The 18,202-nt window shown below is 73.6% G+C and carries 15 protein-coding genes and 1 tRNA gene; 12 read left to right on the top strand and 4 right to left on the bottom strand.

The window, feature by feature from the left end:
- Positions 1-28 precede the first annotated feature (28 nt).
- Positions 29-2,731 (bottom strand): CHAT domain-containing tetratricopeptide repeat protein, encoded by a 2,703-nt coding sequence (locus DMB66_RS02205; protein WP_125802265.1) that lies wholly within the window; start codon positions 2,729-2,731, stop codon positions 29-31.
- Positions 2,732-2,812: 81 nt separating this feature from the next.
- Between DMB66_RS02205 and DMB66_RS02210 the strand changes: the two genes are divergently transcribed.
- From DMB66_RS02210 to DMB66_RS02235, 7 genes are all read left to right on the top strand, one after another.
- Positions 2,813-4,108, top strand: a complete 1,296-nt coding sequence (locus DMB66_RS02210; protein WP_125802266.1) for a S8/S53 family peptidase — start codon at positions 2,813-2,815, stop codon at positions 4,106-4,108.
- Between the two features lie 99 nt (positions 4,109-4,207).
- Entirely contained in the window at positions 4,208-4,903 is a 696-nt protein-coding gene (locus DMB66_RS02215; RefSeq protein ID WP_125802267.1) for an RNA polymerase sigma factor, read from the top strand.
- Positions 4,904-4,931: 28 nt separating this feature from the next.
- Positions 4,932-5,597 (top strand): hypothetical protein, encoded by a 666-nt coding sequence (locus DMB66_RS63415; protein WP_233624238.1) that lies wholly within the window; start codon positions 4,932-4,934, stop codon positions 5,595-5,597.
- 943 nt (positions 5,598-6,540) lie between these two features.
- Positions 6,541-7,176: a GGDEF domain-containing protein gene (locus DMB66_RS63420; RefSeq protein ID WP_233624242.1), complete on the top strand. Its 636-nt coding sequence runs from the start codon at positions 6,541-6,543 to the stop codon at positions 7,174-7,176.
- Positions 7,177-7,273: 97 nt separating this feature from the next.
- Positions 7,274-9,832: a molybdopterin-dependent oxidoreductase gene (locus tag DMB66_RS02225; RefSeq protein ID WP_125802269.1), complete on the top strand. Its 2,559-nt coding sequence runs from the start codon at positions 7,274-7,276 to the stop codon at positions 9,830-9,832.
- Positions 9,832-10,770 (top strand): xanthine dehydrogenase family protein subunit M, encoded by a 939-nt coding sequence (locus DMB66_RS02230; protein WP_125802270.1) that lies wholly within the window; start codon positions 9,832-9,834, stop codon positions 10,768-10,770. The genes DMB66_RS02225 and DMB66_RS02230 overlap by 1 nt, the downstream gene beginning before the upstream one ends.
- Complete coding sequence (locus tag DMB66_RS02235; RefSeq protein WP_125802271.1) at positions 10,767-11,108, top strand: VOC family protein; 342 nt, start codon at positions 10,767-10,769, stop codon at positions 11,106-11,108. The genes DMB66_RS02230 and DMB66_RS02235 overlap by 4 nt, the downstream gene beginning before the upstream one ends.
- 229 nt (positions 11,109-11,337) lie before the next feature.
- Here DMB66_RS02235 and DMB66_RS02240 read toward each other — a convergent pair whose 3' ends face one another.
- The gene (locus DMB66_RS02240) at positions 11,338-11,802 is read right to left on the bottom strand and encodes a DIP1984 family protein (protein WP_125802272.1); all 465 of its coding nucleotides are present in this window, start codon (positions 11,800-11,802) and stop codon (positions 11,338-11,340) included.
- 85 nt (positions 11,803-11,887) lie between these two features.
- On the opposite strand from DMB66_RS02240, the gene DMB66_RS02245 reads away from it, so the two are divergent.
- From DMB66_RS02245 to DMB66_RS02255, 3 genes are all read left to right on the top strand, one after another.
- Positions 11,888-12,430, top strand: coding sequence for a DUF1990 family protein (locus DMB66_RS02245; RefSeq protein WP_125802273.1), 543 nt, complete (start codon positions 11,888-11,890; stop codon positions 12,428-12,430).
- A gap of 78 nt (positions 12,431-12,508) precedes the next feature.
- A complete protein-coding gene (locus tag DMB66_RS02250) occupies positions 12,509-13,126 on the top strand; it encodes a VOC family protein (protein WP_125802274.1) in 618 nt (205 codons plus the stop codon).
- A gap of 98 nt (positions 13,127-13,224) precedes the next feature.
- Positions 13,225-14,070 carry an alpha/beta fold hydrolase gene (locus DMB66_RS02255; protein WP_125802275.1) on the top strand — a complete coding sequence of 282 codons (846 nt, stop codon included), beginning with the start codon at positions 13,225-13,227 and terminating at the stop codon, positions 14,068-14,070.
- 169 nt (positions 14,071-14,239) lie between these two features.
- Here DMB66_RS02255 and DMB66_RS02260 read toward each other — a convergent pair whose 3' ends face one another.
- Together DMB66_RS02260 and DMB66_RS60960 are read right to left on the bottom strand one after the other, a co-directional pair.
- Positions 14,240-16,399 (bottom strand): hypothetical protein, encoded by a 2,160-nt coding sequence (locus DMB66_RS02260; protein WP_125802276.1) that lies wholly within the window; start codon positions 16,397-16,399, stop codon positions 14,240-14,242.
- A gap of 1 nt (position 16,400) precedes the next feature.
- A tRNA-OTHER gene (locus DMB66_RS60960) sits at positions 16,401-16,529 on the bottom strand.
- Positions 16,530-16,984: 455 nt separating this feature from the next.
- Here DMB66_RS60960 and DMB66_RS02265 point away from each other — a divergent pair.
- Positions 16,985-17,494 (top strand): GNAT family N-acetyltransferase, encoded by a 510-nt coding sequence (locus DMB66_RS02265; protein WP_125802277.1) that lies wholly within the window; start codon positions 16,985-16,987, stop codon positions 17,492-17,494.
- 245 nt (positions 17,495-17,739) lie between these two features.
- On the top strand, positions 17,740-18,108 hold the full coding sequence (locus DMB66_RS02270; RefSeq protein WP_125802278.1) for a hypothetical protein: 369 nt from the start codon (positions 17,740-17,742) through the stop codon (positions 18,106-18,108).
- Positions 18,109-18,202 lie beyond the last annotated feature (94 nt).

Here is an 18,202-nt window from a genome sequence, read left to right on the forward strand (position 1 = left end):
GGGGTTCGGCCCGCCCGGGGCCGGGACGTCAGGTGTGCAGGCCGGCGCCGAGGCAGACGAAGCCGGCGGCGGCCACGCGCTCGGCGGGGCCGCCGTCGCGGGCCAGGTCGCGGCGGGCGGTGGCGAGCGCCGCCGCCGGCGACGCCCCGGCCGCGAGCCGGCGGTGCACGGTGGTCATCAGCGCGGCGGCGGGTGCGTCCGGTACGGGCAGCATCGCCGCGATCAGGGCACGGGTGCCCATGGTCAGCAGCGCCGCGGAGAAGCCGAGCAGTTCGTCGCCGGGGCAGACCAGGGACAGCCCGCTGTCGCAGGCCGCGAGGATCACCAGCTCGGGCACGCCGGGCAGGGTCTGCAGGTCGTAGACGGTGAGCGGCCCGTCGGCGAGCCGCAGGCTGGAGAAGAGCGGGTTGTCGCGCCGGAAGGTGCCGTGCGCGGCGAGGTGCGCGATCCCGGCGTGCGGAAGGGCGGCCAGCACCGCGCCGGCGGTGGCCTCGTCCCCGGTGAGCACCCGGGCGCCGGGGTGCAGGCGGCGCAGCGCGGCGATCTCCGCGACCGCTCCGGGCAGGTCGGGGCCGGCCACCGCGAGCGGCGTCCCGCCCCGGGGCGCCCGCTGAGCGGCCTGGTACCAGAGGGTCAGCGAGGGCGAGACCGTCACCGGGCGGTCGGCGCAGGACGGCAGCAGCGCCCAGGGCAGCGACTGGAGGGCACCGGTCGGCACGATCACCAGCGGCCGGTCACCGAGCTCCGCCCGGACCGGCCCGACCAGCAGCTCGTCGAGCCGGCGCCCGAGGCTGGTGAGCAGCCGCCCGGCCGCCTCGGCGGTGCCGGGGTCCCGGGAGGCGGCCCGGCGCATGGCGAACGGCAGGTGCTCCAGCGGCCCGGCGAATTCCGCGGCCCGGCCCAGCCGGCGCAGGCGCACCCGGCCACCGGCGAGGAGCAGGGCGTACAGCACGCCGTCGCTCTCCACGTATTCGAGGACCGCCGCGCCGTGCAGGGCCTCGGTCAGCTGCTGCGGCGAGGCCGGGGCGGCGGTGCCCGTGTAGTCCCCGCGCCGGTGCCGCAGGTGGTCGCGGACCCGGTTCTCCAGCAGGGCCTGCCGTCGTTCGAGCGGGGCGACCGGCGTGCCGGACCGGCGCGCGTCGGCCAGTTCCGCGACGACGGCCCGTACCTCGGTCAGCGCCGCGGCCAGCACCGGATCGCGCGGCGGCTGGGCCCGGCCGAGCAGCAGGTGGCTGGCCCGGCCGCGCTCGGCCCAGCACAGCACCCGGCGCGCCGAGCGCGCCTCGACGGCCATCCGCAGCCCCAGCTCGACCAGTTCGGTGCGGTGCCCGGAGACGTGGGCGAGCAGGTCGGCGGCGCCGAGGGTGGCCCGGTACTGCTCGGCGATGCGCAGGCCGGCCGAGATCGCGGCGCTGGCCGCCCGCCGCCGGCCGTCGACCAGGTGGCGCATCGCGGTGGCCTGCCAAGCGCGGATGCGCAGTTCGGCGGGCCCGGCGCGGCGAGCGGCACCGGCGGCCGCCAGCAGCGCCCGCGCCTCGGCCCGGCGACCCTGGCCGAGCGCGAGCCGGGCCGCGATGACCCGGGCGTCGAGGGCCGGCAGCCGCCAGCCGGCCGCGTCCAGCGCCTCGGCGACCCGCACCACGTCCGGTACGGCGACCGGCAGCCCCTGACCCAGCCGGCAGCGCAGGGCGACCAGCCGGGCCACCGCGCTCCAGTCCTGGCGGTGCTGGCGGGCGAACGCGGCGGCGGCCTGGCGCGCGGCGGGCAACGCGGTCCCGCAGTCCCGCGCGAGCAGCGCCGCGGTGGCGACCAGCAGGTGTCCCTCGGGCAGCTTGAAGCCGCCGCGGGAACGGGTCAGCTCCGCCACCGCCTGCTCGGCCGCCTCCTGCGCCTCCCGGGCGAGCCGCACGGACAGCAGCAGCTCGGCGCGGTCGAGCAGCAGCGAGCTGACCCCGACCCCGAGCGCCCGGTACTGCCGTTCCGCCTCCGCGAAGTGCCGCAGCGCCTCGGGCACGGCACCCTGCCGGCTGTGCGCGAAGCCCAGGTTCTCCCGCACGTTGGCGGCGAGCAGGCCCAGCCCTTCCCGCCGGCTGAGCCGCTCGGCCTCGCGCAGGTCGGCGAGCGCCTCGGCGAAGTGGTAGCGAAAGACCTGCAGCACGCCGCGGTTGTTGAGCACTCGCCAGGTCCACACCCAGTCGCGGGCCGTCCGCAGCCGGGGCAGCACCTCGCGGTAGACCTCCAGCGCCTCGCCGAGCCGGCCGAGCTGCTGCAGGATGGCGCCGCGCTGGGCGGTGGCCCGCCAGCGCTGGACCCCGGTCAGGTCGGCGCGGGCCCGGTCGATGACGCCGAGCGCGCGGCCGGGCTGGCCGCGACAGCTCAGCACGTACGCCAGGCTCATCCGGGCCTCGGCGGCCAGCGTGTGGTTGCGGGCCCGCCGGGCCAGCCGGACGGCGCCGCGCTCGCAGCGCAGCGCGGTGTCCAGGTCCGACATGTGCAGGGCGGCCAGGCCCCGGGCCCGCTCGGCGACCGCCGCCGACTCGGGATCGTGGGCGCGCCGGGCCAGTTCGAGGGCCTGCGCGGCGCGCCCCCAGGCGCGTCGCGGCTGCCCGTCGACGAGGCGCAGCGCCTCGTCGCCGAGCGCACGGGCGGTGGCGTCCCGCACCATGGCGCCCTCCCACTCCAGCGATTCTCTCTCCAGCCGCGCCGCGTCGGCGACCTTTCCCAGCGACATTTGTATCAAATAGGGCCAAGCGCCGATCCGCATCGGTGAACCGGCACCACCCGGACAGCATGAGATCCCGCAGGGGGAACGATGAACGAGCAGAGCGCCGTACGTGGCGCGGTCCACCGGGTCAACGACCTGGTCGTGGCGCTGCCACACCTGGGCCTGGTCCGGGAGCGGCTGAGCGCCCTCGGCTACGGGCTGGGCAGGCCGCCGGCCGTCAGCGAGGCCCTGGGGCTGGCCCTGGTGGAGCTGACCGGGCTGGGGGCCGCGGCCAGCACCGCCGCCGACCTCGGCGACTCGCCCCTCGACGTCCTGATCGCCGGCCTGCGCGACCACTTCAGCGCCGGCTACGACGGCTGGATGCCGGTGCTCGGCAAGAACCGCGAGGTGGAGACCGTCGGCGGCACCCACGTGATCAGCGGCGGCGGCAGCGAGTTGCCGGTCGCCGCGATCGGCAAGGCCGAGGCCGTGGCCGGCGGCTGGGACCGGCGCTTCCTGTCCGACGGCGCCTACGTCCTGCCCGTGCCCGAGTCCGATGCCGGCGCTGCGGCCGGCCCCCTCGCGGTGGGTGCCGGCCTCCCCCGTCCGGATGGCGATCGGGGTCGCGGCGCGAGCGTCGCCGTCTGCGACACCGGGCTGTGGGCACACCCCTCGCTCGCCGGCGCCTACCTCGCGGCGCCGGAGGCGATGCTGCCGCCGGAGCCGGGCCCGGCGGGCCTGCCGTTCACCGCCGGCCACGCCACCTTCGTCACCGGCACGATCCTGCGCAACGCACCGGGCGCGGCGATCACCGTCCACGCCACCCTCGACGACCACGCGAAGGGCACGTCGTGGCAGCTCGCCAACGACCTGGTCGACCTCGCCGGGCGGGGAGCCGACGTCATCAACATCTCGGCCGGCTTCTTCACCGGCGACGACCAGCCCGCCCTGGCCATGACCACCGCGCTGCGGCTGGTCGGCCCGCGGACCGTCATCGTGGCCGCGGCCGGCAACCACGGCGGGGCCGAGGACAAGCCGCGGCGCCCGCTGTGGCCCGCGGCGCACGACGAGGTAGTGGCGGTCGGCGCGCTGACGGCCCTGGGCACGCCGGCGCCGTTCAGCACGGGCGGGCCGTGGGTGCAGCTGCTGGCGCCCGGCGTCAACGTGGTGAGCGACTACTTCGACGACGCGGTGACGGTCACCGACCCGTATTCGGGCGAGACCCGGCGCTACCGCGGCGTGGCCGCGTGGAGCGGCACGTCGTTCGCCGCGGCGTGGGTCTCCGGCCTGCTCGCCGGCCGCATCCGGCCCGGCCGGGTCGGCGCGCGGGACGCGCTGCGCCAGCTCATCGAGGACGCCCGCGCCGGAACCACCGCGGCCCGACTGCCCGATCAGTGCGCATAGGAGCGGTCTGGGTGACTCGCCCGCATTTGCGGCTATTATTCCGCATTGGCGTGGACCCCAGCCGGCGACAGCCACGCACCATTCCCAGAGGAGTCAGCAATGACCGACGGCGACACCGCCGCCCTCGGGGCCGCGACGGCGGCCCGCGACCCGCACGCGGTTCCGGCCCGGGCCCGCAGCGGCGTACCGCCCGACGAGGAGTTCCAGGCGGCCGACGGTGGCCTCACCGCCCTGGTGACCTCGGCGGCGGCCGGTGACTCGACGGCGTGGAACGCGCTGGTGGAGCGGTACGCTCCGCTGGTGCACGCGACCTGCCGGCGCTGGCGCCTGGATCCCGCCGACGCGGCCGACGTGAGCCAGACCGTGTGGCTGCGGCTGGTGGAGAATCTCGGCCGGCTCCGCGAGCCACAGGCGCTGCCCGGCTGGCTGCGCACCACGACGGTGCGCGAGTGCACCCGGCTCTACCACGCGCGGCAACGCGAGCGACCCGACGATCTCGTCGACCGGCTGGCCCACGCGCCCGCCGACGAGGCCGAACCGGTCGACCGGCGCCTCATCGACGACGAGCGCGACGCCGCGCTGCGGGCCGCGCTCACCGAGCTTCCGGAACGCTGTCAGCGACTGCTCGGCCTGCTGATGCGTGACCCGCCCACCTCGTACACCGACATCAGCGCCCGGCTCGACATGCCCTGCGGTGCGATCGGACCGACCCGGGCCCGCTGCCTGGACCGGCTGCGCACCAGCCCGACCCTCCGTGCCCTGCTCGCCGACGCCGATCCGGGCGACGGACCGTGACCAAGCCGACGCCCCTGAGGAGACGACCATGATGAGCAAAGACTGGCTGGCGAACGACAGCCTCCTGCGGGCGCTCGACGAGGCTGTGCACAGACCGGATCCCACCCCGCCGGCGATCCTCGACGCGGCCCGCGCGGTCTACACCTGGCGGACCGTCGACGCCGAACTCGCCGAGCTCGTCCACGACTCCCGCGGGAAGTCGCCCGCCCTCGCGGGCCTGCGCGCCGAGGAGGCCGACCTGCGGACGCTGAGCTTCGCGGCCCCCGGCCTGACCATCGAACTGGGCGTGTCGCCCACCGCGCTGCTCGGCCAGCTCGTCCCGCCCGGGCCGGCGGAGGTGACCGTCCGGCTCGACGGCGACGCGACCAGCACCGTGCCGGTCGACGAGGACGGCTGCTTCCGCGTCGCCCCGCCGCCCGCCGGCCTGTTCAGCCTGGCCTGCGAGACCTCCGGCGGCCGGCACGTCGTCACCACGACATTCCACCTTGTGACCCGAAGGACGGTTGCGCGGCCATTCACGCGACGGCAGATTGGGAAGGGTGTCCAGGAGATCGGGGCCCCACGTGACGGACGACCCGGGGCCTCAGCCGGCTGCCCTGCTGGATCTGTCCGAGGAAGCCCGTGCCACCGGCGCCTACCGGATCGGCGCCGACCTGGCCCTGCGGGCCGCGGGCGCCGCCGCCGACCTGGGTGACAACCGGGCGCATGGCCTCGCGATGCGGCTGCTGGCCAAGCACCTGATCCGCCTCGGCGACCACGAGGGGGCGGTGCGCTGCGCGGCCCAGGCGGTCCAGGCGCTGACCGAGCTCGGCGAGCGGGCCGAGGCCTGCGACGCGCTCGCCGTCCAGGGTCTGGCGCACATGAAGCTCGGCCTGCACGAGGAGGCCCTCGCCGCCCTGTCGGCCGGTCTCGACATCGCCGAGGAGCTCGACGACGACGAGTTGTTGTTCTGGACGTACAACCGGATCGGCGGGGTGCACAGCAACCTGTCCGACTTCCCGCAGGGCAAGCTCTTCCTCACCCGGGCCCGGGATCTCGCCGAGGCCGGCCTCGACGACGAGTGCCGCTTCGGCATCCTCAACAACCTCGGCGACAACGCGGTCGGCCTGACCGGGCAGCTGCGCGACCGCGGCGAGACCGCGGCGGCCGACCGGGCGCTGCGCGAAGGACTGGGGTACGCGCGCAAGTCGCTCGCGATCGCCCGGGCGACCGCGCACCCCAACCGCGAAGCCACCTGCCTGGTCACCTATGGCACGCTGCTCGGCCTCGCCGGAGAGCACGACACCGCGCTGGCGCGGCTCCGCCGGGCCGGCGAGATCGCCGCCGAGCACGGCTACCGTGCGCTCGAGCTGGCGGCCGAGGAGGCCGTCGCCGCCGTCCACCTCGCGCGGGGCCAGATCGACCGGGCCGTCGCCCTGCTCGACGGCGTCCTGGCCATGGCCGCCGACCCCAACCGGCGCGCGACCGCGATGGCCGTGCACGCCCAGCTGTCCGCGGCGTACGAGCAACGGGGCGACTTCGAGGCGGCGCTGCGCCACTACCGGGCGTACCACGAGCTCGAACGCACCGCCCGGTCGGCGGTGGCGGCGACCCGGGCGCGGCTGCTGACCAACCGCTTCGAGCTGACCGACGCGCGGATGCAGACGGAGAACGCGCGGCTGGAGGCCGAGCTGCACCGCGTCCGGCTGAAGGAGCTCGAGCACGAGAAGTGGGCGTTGCAGACCGAGGCCCGCCAGGCGGTCCGCCACGCGCGCGAGGACCAGCTCACCGGGTTGTGGAACCGCCGGTACCAGGACGAGGAACTCCCGAGGCTGCTCAGCGCCGCCGAGGCCACCGAGCGGCCGCTGTGCGTCGCGGTGTGCGACGTGGACGAGTTCAAGTCCATCAACGACCGGCTCGGCCATCCGGTCGGCGACCAGGTGCTCAGGACGGTCGCCGGCATCCTCCGGTCCGGCAGCCGTCCGGCCGACCTGGTCGCCCGGATGGGTGGCGACGAGTTCCTCCTCGCCTTCGCCGGCATCGACCTGGCCGCGGCGTACGCCATCTGCGAGCGGCTGCGCCACGAGGTCGAGATGCACGACTGGCCCGGCGTGCGGCCGGACCTGACGGTCACCATCAGTTTCGGGGTGGCCTGCCTGACCCCCGGCGAGACCGTCCCGGAGCTGCTCCAGGCCGCCGACGGCAGGCTGTACGCCGCGAAGCAGCGCGGCCGCAACTCGGTCCAGCCTCAGCTGGATCCCATCCACGGCGATTTCGCCCGCACGTCGCCCTGACGGCCGCTCATCCATCGAATTTGTCGCTACCATGACGTCTCGATGGTCCACTGTGTCCATCGCCGGCCGGGTCGACGGTTTCCTGAGGGGGTAGGCGATGGAGTTCGTCGTCAACGGCAAGACCGCCAAGGTGGACGCCGGCGCCGACACCCCGGCGGTGGAGCTGCTCCGCGAGGGTCTCGGCCTGACCGGGGCGAAGCCGGCCTGCGGCAGCGGGGTCTGCGGCGCCTGCACGATCCTCGTCGGCGGGACGCCGGTCGTCAGTTGTCTGACGCCGGGCGCCGCGATCGAGGGACGCGACGTCACGACGGTGGAGGGGCTCGGCGGCACGCATCCGGTCCAGCGCGCCTTCGCCGCCCACGACGCGTTGCAGTGTGGCTATTGCACGCCGGGCTTCGTCGTGGCGGCGGCTGCTTTCACCGACCGGTGGCGCGCCGCGCACGGCGACGTCGCCCCCACCCGGTCGCAGATCGCCCGGGCCATGGCCGGGCACCTGTGCCGATGCGGCGCCTACGAGTCGATCCTGGCGGCGATCGCGGCCGCGTGCGCGGGCCGGCACGACGGCGACGACCCGGTGCCGGCCCGGGTCGAGGCCTGGGAGAAGATCACCGGCCGGGCCCGCTACACCACCGACGTCCGGCTGGAGGGCCAGCTCGAAGGCGTGATCATCCGTGCCACGCGGCCGCACGCCCGGGTGGGCGCGGTGCACGTCGAGGGTGCCGCGGTGGCGGAGCTGATGCCGGCGGACCGCGTCGTGCGCTACGTCGGGCAGCCGATCGCGGCGGTCGCCGCCCCGACTCGCGCCGCGGCGCTGGCCGCCGCGGCCAGCGCCGAAGTGGAGTACACGCCGCTGCCCGCCGCGCTGACCACCGCCGAGGCGGAGCAGCCCGACGCGCCGGTGGTGTACGGCTCCCGCGCCGAGAGGCGCGGCGCGCCCAAATCGAACGAGGCGCCGCTGAGCCCGGCCAAGTGGCAGGGCAACGTGCGCGGGCCGGCCGCGGCGAGCTGGCGCGCGGGCACCGCGATGCGGCGGATCGACGAGGCCCGCGAGCGCGGGGACCAGCGCCTCGTGTCGGCGACGTTCACGACCGCCACCCAGGTCCATACCGCGATGGAGCCGCACGCCTGCGTCGCACGCTGGGACGACAAGGGCGAGCTCCACCTGCACCTGTCGACCCAGGCGGTCAGCGCGGTCGCGGCGGAAGCGGCCAAGCGGTGGAGCCTGAAGCCCGCTCAGATCCACATCGTCGCCGACCACGTCGGCGGCGGCTTCGGCTCGAAGGTCCACATCACCAGCGACCTCGTCGCGGCGGTCGAGCTGGCCCGGATCACCGCGGCGCCGGTCCGGGTGGTGCTGGACCGGGCGGAGGAGCTGACCGACGGCGGCAGCCGGCCCGCCACCCGCATCGAGCTCTCGCTGCTGGCCGACGCCGGCGCCGGCCTCGCCGCGATGAGCCTGGACGCGTGGAGCGACGGCGGGACATCCATCGGATCCAACGCGGCGGCGCTGAGCCGGTACATCTACGGCACCGCGCCCCGGCGGCTGCGGGACTTCGACGTGCTCACCCACCGGCCGCCGGCCGCGCCGTTCCGCGGGCCCGGCGGGCCGCCGATGGCCTGGGCCCTCGAACAGGCGGTGGACGAGATCGCCCACCGCTGCGGCGAGGACCCGATCGCCCTGCGCCGGCGCTGGGACGGCAACCCCAAGCGGCGCGCCCTCTACGACTGGGCCGCGGCGCTCCCGGCCTGGACCGGCCGGCAGCCGGTGGGTTCGCCGGACGGCAGGTTCCGCCGGGGGGTCGGCGTCGCGGCGACCAACTGGCTCTACCTGCTCGATCCCGGGACCGAGATCGAACTCGTCGTGCAGCGGGGCGTGGTCGTGGCCCGGACGACGACCCAGGACATCGGCACCGGCAGCCGCAGCGTGATCGCCGATCTCGTCCGCACCGAGCTCGGCCTGCCCGCGGGCCGGGTCAGGGTGGAGGTCGGCCGCACCGGCACGGTCTACGGACCGGCGTCGGTGGCCAGCAGCGCGACCCCCTCGATCGGCCCGGCCGCCATCGACGCGGCGCGGCGGCTGCGCGCCGCGCTCCCCGCCGGCCCGGTCCTGGAGTCCCTGGGCGACGCCGAGGGTGTGCGGGTGGTCGGCAAGCGTCGCCGCGACCGCCGCGGATACGTGACCCCGTTCCCGATCGGCAACCTCGCGATCGGCCGGGGCTTCGCCGGCGCCGTGCACCTCACCGAGGTGGAGGTCGACGCCCGCCTGGCCACGGTCCGGGTCACCCGGGTGTGGTGCGGCATCGCCGCCGGGCACATCTACGCCGAGCGGCTCGCCCGCAGCCAGTGCGAGGGCGGCATCATCCAGGGCATCGGTTACGCGCTCTTCGAGCAACGCCACGTCGACCCGGCGACGGGTGTCGTGCTCACCGACAACCTGGAGGACTACCGCATCCCGGGCATCGGCGACACACCGGAGATCAGCCTCCACTTCCACCAGGAGGGTTGGGAGCACGTGACCGGACACGGTGTCGGGCTCGGCGAGATGTCCACCGTCGGCATGGCGGCGTCGATCGGAAACGCGGTGCACGCCGCGACCGGGTGGCGTCCGCACGACCTCCCGATCCGGCCCGACCGACTCCGCGAAGGAATCAGCTGATGACCCGCCCGTCCACCGTCGACGAGGTCGTCGAGGCACTCGCCACCCACGGCGGCGAGTTGCGGGCCGGCGGCACCGACGTCCGGGCCCGGGCTCGGGGGCCGTTCATCGACCTCCAAGGCGTGCCCGCGCTGCGCGGCGTGACCTGGCGCGCCGGCGGTGCCGCCCGCCTCGGCGCGATGACCACCATCGCCGAGATCGTCGACGACGACCGGCTCCGCGCGGCCTATCCGGGCCTGCCCCTCGCGGCGGCGGAGCTGGCCACGCCCCAGATCCGCGCGGCCGCCACCGTCGGCGGAAACCTGCTGCAACGCAACCGCTGCTGGTATTACCGCAACCCACACTTCTCCTGCCATCAGACCGGCGGAGACACCTGCCCGGCGCGCACGGGGGTGCACCTCTACTCCGCCGTCATCGACCAGGGCCCGTGCGTCGCGCCCCACCCGTCGTCGCTCGCAACCGTCCTGCTCGCCTACGACGCGACCGTGGAGGTGCACACCCGCGGCACGGTTGCCCTGGCCGAGCTGTACGGCGACGGCTCCGACCCCACCCGGGACCACACCCTGGCCGACCGCGAGGTGCTCCTCGCCGTCGACCTGCCGGCACCGGCCACCGGCGAACGGGCCGCGTACCAGCGCGTCGCGGCCCGGTCCGGCGCCGAATGGCCGCTCGTGGAGGCCATCGCCCGCCTGGTGCTGTCAGGCACGACGATCACCTTCGCGGTGGTCGTCGCGGGCGGCGTCGCACGCACTCCCGTCCGCCTGACCGGCGTCGAGGCCGCGCTGGTGGGCCGGCCGGCCACTCTCCCGACTCTCCGCGCCGCATCCACCCACGCGACCGCACGCTGCGCCCCGCTGGCCCAGACGGAGTACAAGGTGGGCCTGCTGCGCGACACGACGCTCGACGTGCTCGAGCGAGCTCTTAGCATGACCCCATGACCGTAGATTTGTTCGCCGGCGTCCCCGTCCGCGACTACACCGAGGCGGCGGCCTGGTACGAGCGGCTCCTCGGCGGCCCGCCGTCGTTCCTGCCCAACGAGACCGAGGCGGTGTGGGAGCTCGCCACCCACCGCTACCTGTTCATCGAGGTGCTGCCCGAGCACGCCGGGCATGCCAGGCACACCGTCTTCGTCAGCGACTTCGACGAGCGCATCTCGCACATCGCCGAGCGCGGCCTGGAGCCGGCCACGCGCGAAACCTACGGAAACGGCGTCCGCAAGACCACCTTCCGCGATCCGGACGGCAACGAGATCGGTTTCGGCGGCGCGCCGATCTGAAATGGGGTGCGGAATGCCCCTGTCCCACCCTCACCGTCGTGGATCTGCACTCGGTAGTGTGCTGTGCACTGTGCACCCTCACCTGTGTGCCGTGCTGGGCATGCGAGGTAAGTCAGGGAATCGAACCCCAGCGCCTGCCCTCGGCGCACCAGGAGGGAGCCGGAAATACCCGCCGGCCCTCGGGTCTGCGCACGCCTCCACGTCGGCTACCCGCTCCGCACCGCGATCGTCAGTCGAGCAGGTCGGCCTCCCAGTTGGTCCGCTGAATGAGCGTGTCGACCTCGCGAAGCTGCCGGGCGAGATCGTCGGCCTGGCCCCGCAACTCGGCCACCGGCAGCGCCGGGATCATCTTCAGCTCGGACCGCAACTGCCGGAACCCCCGCTGGCCGTCCCCGGCCGCGGCCTCGGCGGCGGAGGTGACCACGCTGTGCCGCAGGCGCAGGACGTCGCGGCGGGCGAGCGCGTCGGTGAGCGTGCCGCTCCCGACCGGGGTGGCGGAATTGGTGCGGTTGATCCGCCGGATCAGCGACTCGAGCTCATCGAGCACCGCGCCGGCCTCGGCCAGCAGGGCCTCGGCGTCCTCGGCCGGCTCCTCGCCCTCCTGGTATCGCGCGCTGCCCGTGATGCGGGAACGGAGCTGTTCGGCGCGACGCGACGCATCCGCGCGCAGCGCAAGTGCCTCGGCAAGCTTCATGGCGCCAGTATGGCGATCGGAGATCGACACCGCCTACCGATTTAACCGCGCCGCGGCCGGCCGCGCCGGGCGATAGGGTCTCGCTGTGGGATCCGGAGATCCAGCCCCCTTCACGTACGAGCAAGTCGGCGCGACCCGCGATGAGTTCCTGCCTTCCGGATATGGCCACGTCTCTCGTGATGTCGTCATCGGGCACGGACCGAAATGCTTCCACGACGCGACCGAGGCCCTGCTCGGCTGGCAGATGCATCGCGGAGCCGGCCTGGGAGTGGCGGCCGACGCGGCCCGCGCCGCCGCCGGCACGCTCGTCGTGTTGCGCGCGGGCTGGGGCCCGATGAGCATCGCGATTCCGTGCCGCGTCGTCTATGCCATCGACGCCGAGGACTGCCAGGGATTCGCCTACGGCACCCTGCCCGGCCACCCGGAACGGGGCGAGGAGGCATTCACCGTGCGATTGACCCGGGACGGCGAGGTCCGCATGCGCATCCGGGCGTTCTCCCGGCCGGCCACGGCCCTCGCGCGCGCCGGTGGCCCGTTCACCCGCCTGGTCCAGGAGCACGTCACCAACCGCTACGTACGCTCCCTGCGAGCGCTCGCGAACCGCGGCGAAAGCGCCCCGCGGGCCTGACGGCTTGTCACGCGATCGCCCTGGATATGTGACCCGGACGGTGGCAACGTGGTCTCCGAGCGACTCGAGGAGGCCGTAATGACGACAATGGACAACCGCGACGGCACGGACCTGAAGCTTGAGGTGATCACCATCCCGGTCACGGACCTCGACCGGGCGAAGGCGTTCTACGCCGGGCTCGGCTGGCGGCTCGACGCCGACTTCATCCTCGGCGGCGCCCGCGCGATCCAGTTCACGCCGCCGGGCTCGGCGTGCTCGATCCACTTCAGCCCGGGCACCGCGGCGGCGCCGCCCGGTTCGGCGCAGGGCATCTTCCTGATCGTCGCCGACATCGAGGCCGCGCGCGACGACCTGGTCAAGCGCGGCGCCGACGTCGGCGAGATCTTCCACCTGACGCCGGAGGGACAGGCCGCCGGGCTCGCGCCCGACCGGGCCACCTACGGCTCCGTCGCCGCCTTCAGCGACCCGGACGGCAACGGCTGGCTGCTGCAGGAGGTCACCACCCGGCTGCCCGGCCGCGTCGACACCGGGACGACGACGTTCACGTCGGCCAGCGAGGTGGCGAGCGCGCTGCGGCGCGCGGCCGCCGCGCACGGCGAGCACGAGCGGCGGACCGGCGAGGTGGACGAGAACTGGCCCGACTGGTACGCGGAATACATGGTCAGCGAGCAGGCCGGCACAGAACCGCCCAAATAGCCGAACCCACCGGCCCTCGCCGACGGTGCGGGAGGTGGCGCTGAGTAGGGTCGGCTGTGCCGAGGGGGCGAGGCCGGAGGCGCGGGAAAGAGCGTCGGATGCAGATCGAGGTCAACGGGACGCGGTTGTGGTTCGATGTCGACGGGCCGGGGGTTGTCCCCCACGGCTCGCGGACGCGCGAGCGACCGACGGTCATCCTCGTGCACGGCGGGCCCGGCGGCTTCGACCACTCCTACTTCAAGCCGCATTTCGCCCGCCTGACCGGCGAGTCCCAGGTCGTCTATCTCGACGTGCGCAATCATGGCCGCTCGGCGCGGCACGATCCGGCGGACTGGAGTTTCGAGGTCTGCGCCGACGATGTGCGGGCCTTCTGCGACGCTCTCGGCATCGTCCGCCCGGTCGTCCTCGGCCATTCGATGGGCGGCTTCATCGTCATGCTCTACGGTGCCCGCCATCCCGGCCACGCCGGCGCCATGGTGCTGCAGTCCACCATGGCCCGGTTCGATCTGGGCCGGCTGGTCGAGGGCTTCCGCGCGGTGGCGGGCGACGAGGTGGCCGAGTTCGCCCGGCGTGACTACGGTGGCGACCCGGTGACCGAGGAGCAGTCGGCGGCGGTCTTCGCCGCCTTCGGCCCCGCGGTCCCGACCACGCAGCAGCGGGCGCGCACGATCCGCAACCCCGGCCTGGGCACGCGCGGCGCGGAGCTGCTTCGCCGGCTCGACGTGGTCGACCAGCTGGCCCGCATCAGCTGCCCGACGCTGGCCTGCGCGGGCGATCGTGATCCGGTCACCTCCGTGGCGGCGGCGCGAGAGATCGTCGACGCGCTGCCGCCCGGGATCGGCCGGCTCCAGGTGATCGAGGGGGCCGGGCATTTCCCCTGGCTGGACCGCCCCGACCGCTACTGGCCGCTCATCTCCGCCTTCATCACCCGGGTGCGAACGTAGTTGGGCACAAGCCGCCGACTGGTGGGCCGGGACGGCTTTGTGGTCGACGGCTGTGCCGGTGACCGGCCGAGGAGAGCGCGGTCGCTGAATCGTCAATCCTCCGCTTGCGCGGAGGTTCCCGAATCGAACGGAAGAGAAGGAAGCGCCCGCATGGCCTCGGCCGGCACGGCTACTCGGGGATCAGCTCACCGAGCCGATCCAGTGGATAGACCTGCGAACCCTCAGGCAGACCCTCAGGTGCCTCAAGGCCCAGGAAGGTGACCGGCTCGTCCGGCAGCCGGCCGTCCCACGCGGTCACCTCGGTCCCCGCGCGCCAGAGGTCGACCAGGTAGGAGACGGTGAGGTAACGCCGCTCCAGCAGCGCCCGCACCCGGTCTGCCGTGGTGAAGGTGTTGTCCTCCACCCGGTTGAACGACGGCCTGCCGGACAGGTACAGGTGCAGCCACACCGCCTGCCAGCCGTGCTCGCCCTTGGCGAACACCATCGGCAGCGCGACCCGGCCCGAACCGCGCATCTGCGAGCGCGCCCGCACGGTCCGCGCGTCGAACGGGGCGCCCCGCTGCTCCCGGGCGCGGGCCTGGTAGCCGAACATCGACTCGGCGACCTCGCCGAACGACTCGCCCGAATAGATGTTGACCTGCGGAACCACGTAGCGGCCGCCGACCGTCAGCGGCATGTCGATGAACTCGGTCGCGCCGTCCGGCGCATCGGTGATGTCGCCGGAGTACGCCGCGCCGTCGTGGCGGTAGTTCGTCCAGGACACCTGGCCGGCGGTGTGGAAATCGTCGTCGAGCAGCAGCGCCGACAGGTCGTAGTCGGTGCGGCGGCTGGTCTGCCGCCAGTAGGTGAAGAAGCGCAGCAGCTCACCGGAGACCGGCGCCCGCGAACCCCGCGGCAGCACCCGGAAACCGCCCTCGGTGGCCTTGCCGGACAGCGGCAGCGCGACCTCGAGCACCTCCGGGTCCACCAGCAGCGGGCGCCGCGGCTGCGGCAGCCGGGCACTGATCTCGGCGTCGAGCAGCGCCGACAGCTCGGCCACCAGCTCGGCCGGCAGCGGTGGCCGCCGATCCGGCCCGACCCACGCGTTCCGGGAACGGCTCGCGTACATGCGGGCGGACGCGGGAGTCAGCCGGTTGTCGATGTGCTCCCGCAGCGAGCAGAGCACCCGGCCGGACGCCGAGCCGAGCGCGCCGGTGACGGCTTCGACCACGGCGGCGCGCTCCGCCGGCGAGGCCTGCCGCAGCAGCCGGTCCGCGGATCGCAGGAGCATGCCCGGCGCGGCCGACAGCACCGACGCGGCCGAACCGACGGCTCCGGCGCGGAACGCCTCCTCCGCGCGGCCGGCCACGTTACGGACCCGCCGCTCGCCGCGCGCGACCGCGAACACCTCCCGGGCGTGCGGCCACTCGGCGTACTCGTGGGGGTGCAGCCGTTCCCCGAGCCGCTTCCACCGCTCCGTGTGCCGGGCGACGTCACCGAGCTTGGCCGGGCTCGCGGCGACGACCTCGTTCAGGGCGGCCAGCAGGACCCGCCGCTCCCGGCGCGGGAAGGCACGCAACCGCGTGGGCGCCGCGAGTGAGACATCGCCGCCGGAGACCTGGCTGGCCAGACGCAGCACGTCGGTGATGCTGTCCACCGCGACCAGCGGCCGGCCCAGCACGAGCCGGACCCCGTTGAGCACGGCACGGTTCTCCCGCACCGGGATCGTGGCCGGCTGCGCGCCGTCCATCCGGGCCACCGCGAGCTCGCTGAGGATCGCGAGGTCGGCCTCGCCGTGCGGCGTCGTGCTGCCCGCCAAAGCCAGGTAGAGGCGCTCCGCCTCCACCTCGGCGGTGTCGCCGAGGTGGAGCAGGGTCACCCGGTCCCCGGCGGTGGCGATCAGCTCGTCGTGCGCGGCCAGCAACTCGTCGTAGGTGTGCTGGTAAGTGCCGTAGCCCGGCAGCTCGAGCAGGTCGATCCCGCCGGAGCGGACCGCGTCCCGCAGCTGCGCCTCGGTCGCCGTGCCGCCGCCGGTGAGCACGGCCGCGCGCAGCCGCTCGGTCCAGAACTCGACGGTGTCCGGCACGCCGCCCGGAAAGCCGATGAAGTAGGCGTTGTGCCGGACGTGGTCGCCGACCAGCTCGCGCACCGCGGAGACGACCGTGGCGGCGAGATCCATCGCCGGCTCGGGTGCCAGGGCGCCGATGTGGTCCAGCAACGCCCGCGACGCGGAGAATCCCACGTCGAGCAGCGCCGCATCCAGCTGCCGGGCAACCGGCGTGCCGTCGCCGGCCACGCCGGTGCTGGCCGGCACGCGCAGGGTCTTCTGGATGATGATCTTCTCGTACATGTGGGCCGCCGGGGACTCGAACCCCGAACCCTCCGATCCCATAGAGAGAAGGAAGCGCTCCCATGACCGCGTGGGCGGAGAGCGGACGCGCTGTTTCAGCCGGATGCTCTACCAGTTGAGCTAGCGACCCGACGTCGATCATCACACGGCCCGAGCCGGGCGGGCCATCGAGTTTCGCGCGGAAGCCCGCCGCTCCCCGGGGGCGTCGCGCCTGGGAGCCCAAAAGGCCGTTCTCGATCGTCACCGCACCACCGCGGTCGTAGCGACGCGCCTCGACGACCACATCACCTTCGGATGCCGTGTCGGACCCGTCACAGACTCGCCGACGCCCGCCGCGACCCTCATAGACGGCGGCGCCGCCGCGCCCGACAGTCCGATCTTCGGCCAGAAGCTCAGCCGGGCGCAGGGACTGGCCCACCCCCGGCTCACCGAGCTCTGGAAGGTCCGCCAGCATGTCTACGGGACTGACACGTCGGACGGCGGTCAATCCTGAGACCACTCGGCAACGGGCCGCATTGTCATGGCCGATATGAGGGCATCGAATATCGCTGTCGTGCACTGCGGCGCATTCTTTAAGGTTCTCGTATGAGGATCACGCTGCGCGCGCTGACGCACGAGGATGTCGAGGCGCACAACGCTGGCGAGGATGAACGCACGGTTCGATGGTTGACCGGCGGTTATGGCGCTGTCGAGTCGACGACAGTCCATTTCGACAGGCTGGCCGACAATGCCCGCGCGGGGTGCGGCAAGCGAGGCTTCGGAGTGTGCCTCGATGGTCGTCTCGCCGGGTACGTCGACTATGACCCGGATGTTGGGGACGGCCTTGAAACGGGAGATGCCAACATCAGCTACGCCGTCCACCCGTGGGCACGCGGGCGTGGGGTCGCGGGTGAAGCCGTCCGTCTCATGTGCGAATACATGCGCAAGCACCGGATCGGAACGCGCGCTGCCATCCGGGTCGATCCGGACAACTATTCGTCCGTCCGGGTCGCCGAGAAGAGTGGCTTTGTCTACGTCCACGACTTCACTTCCAGCACCGACAAACAACCCGATGGAACCCCGGTCACGATGCGGCTTTACGTTCACGACCTGTGAGCGCCGGTCAACTCATTTGCCGCGATTGGCGTATGGTCCGACCACGCGACCGGCCACAGCGGGTAGCCGTGGGCCGGATTGTGACGGCGCCAGACCCTGACGGCGGTGTCGTGCCTTCGTGTCTCGACGGCTGGTCGGCCCCAGCTCGGCGTCTCGGGCCTGCCAAGCTGCTCCCACCTGCAGACTGGCGGGCAACCGTAGTAGTTTACGCGTAAACCCTCTTGGCGCAGTCAAAGCGAGTGTGAATGTCTTACGATCTTGCGGTTTGGGAGGGTAGCCGACCCCCCGACGCCGAAGGCGGCGAAGCCTTCGAGCGGCTGTATCGCGACTACATGGAGTCGGACGTCGAAGTTCCACCGACCCAGGCGATACGCGATTACGTCATGGCACTGCTTGCCCGTTGGGTCGACCTTACCGAGGATGAGGACGACAGCAGCCCTTGGTCGGACGGCCCACTGATCAACAATGCATCCGGGCCGATCATCTACTTCGCCATGCGATTCAGCATGGCCGACGAGGTCTCCGCTGCCGCCGCTCGCATGGCGGCCGATCGGGGACTGGTCTGTTTCGATCCACAATGGAACCGCATCCGTCCGACAACCGACGAACCCTGACGTCCTCAATGCCGCGAACCCGGCGACCGGACGCCAAGATCGCGGTGCTCTCTTCTGCCGCGATCCGCTCGCTACGCAGCGTGCCGGCGAGGTA

Source organism: Actinoplanes sp. ATCC 53533, assembly GCF_003947245.1.

Coding starts and splice junctions, on each gene's coding strand:
- DMB66_RS02265 (WP_125802277.1), top strand. CDS start 16,985: ATGAGGATCACGCTGCGCGCGCTGACGCACGAGGATGTCGAGGCGCAC.
- DMB66_RS02205 (WP_125802265.1), bottom strand. CDS start 2,731: ATGTCGCTGGGAAAGGTCGCCGACGCGGCGCGGCTGGAGAGAGAATCG.
- DMB66_RS02240 (WP_125802272.1), bottom strand. CDS start 11,802: ATGAAGCTTGCCGAGGCACTTGCGCTGCGCGCGGATGCGTCGCGTCGC.
- DMB66_RS02270 (WP_125802278.1), top strand. CDS start 17,740: ATGTCTTACGATCTTGCGGTTTGGGAGGGTAGCCGACCCCCCGACGCC.
- DMB66_RS02210 (WP_125802266.1), top strand. CDS start 2,813: ATGAACGAGCAGAGCGCCGTACGTGGCGCGGTCCACCGGGTCAACGAC.
- DMB66_RS02250 (WP_125802274.1), top strand. CDS start 12,509: ATGACGACAATGGACAACCGCGACGGCACGGACCTGAAGCTTGAGGTG.
- DMB66_RS02255 (WP_125802275.1), top strand. CDS start 13,225: ATGCAGATCGAGGTCAACGGGACGCGGTTGTGGTTCGATGTCGACGGG.
- DMB66_RS02260 (WP_125802276.1), bottom strand. CDS start 16,399: ATGTACGAGAAGATCATCATCCAGAAGACCCTGCGCGTGCCGGCCAGC.
- DMB66_RS02215 (WP_125802267.1), top strand. CDS start 4,208: ATGACCGACGGCGACACCGCCGCCCTCGGGGCCGCGACGGCGGCCCGC.
- DMB66_RS02230 (WP_125802270.1), top strand. CDS start 9,832: ATGACCCGCCCGTCCACCGTCGACGAGGTCGTCGAGGCACTCGCCACC.
- DMB66_RS63415 (WP_233624238.1), top strand. CDS start 4,932: ATGATGAGCAAAGACTGGCTGGCGAACGACAGCCTCCTGCGGGCGCTC.
- DMB66_RS02235 (WP_125802271.1), top strand. CDS start 10,767: ATGACCGTAGATTTGTTCGCCGGCGTCCCCGTCCGCGACTACACCGAG.
- DMB66_RS63420 (WP_233624242.1), top strand. CDS start 6,541: ATGCAGACGGAGAACGCGCGGCTGGAGGCCGAGCTGCACCGCGTCCGG.
- DMB66_RS02225 (WP_125802269.1), top strand. CDS start 7,274: ATGGAGTTCGTCGTCAACGGCAAGACCGCCAAGGTGGACGCCGGCGCC.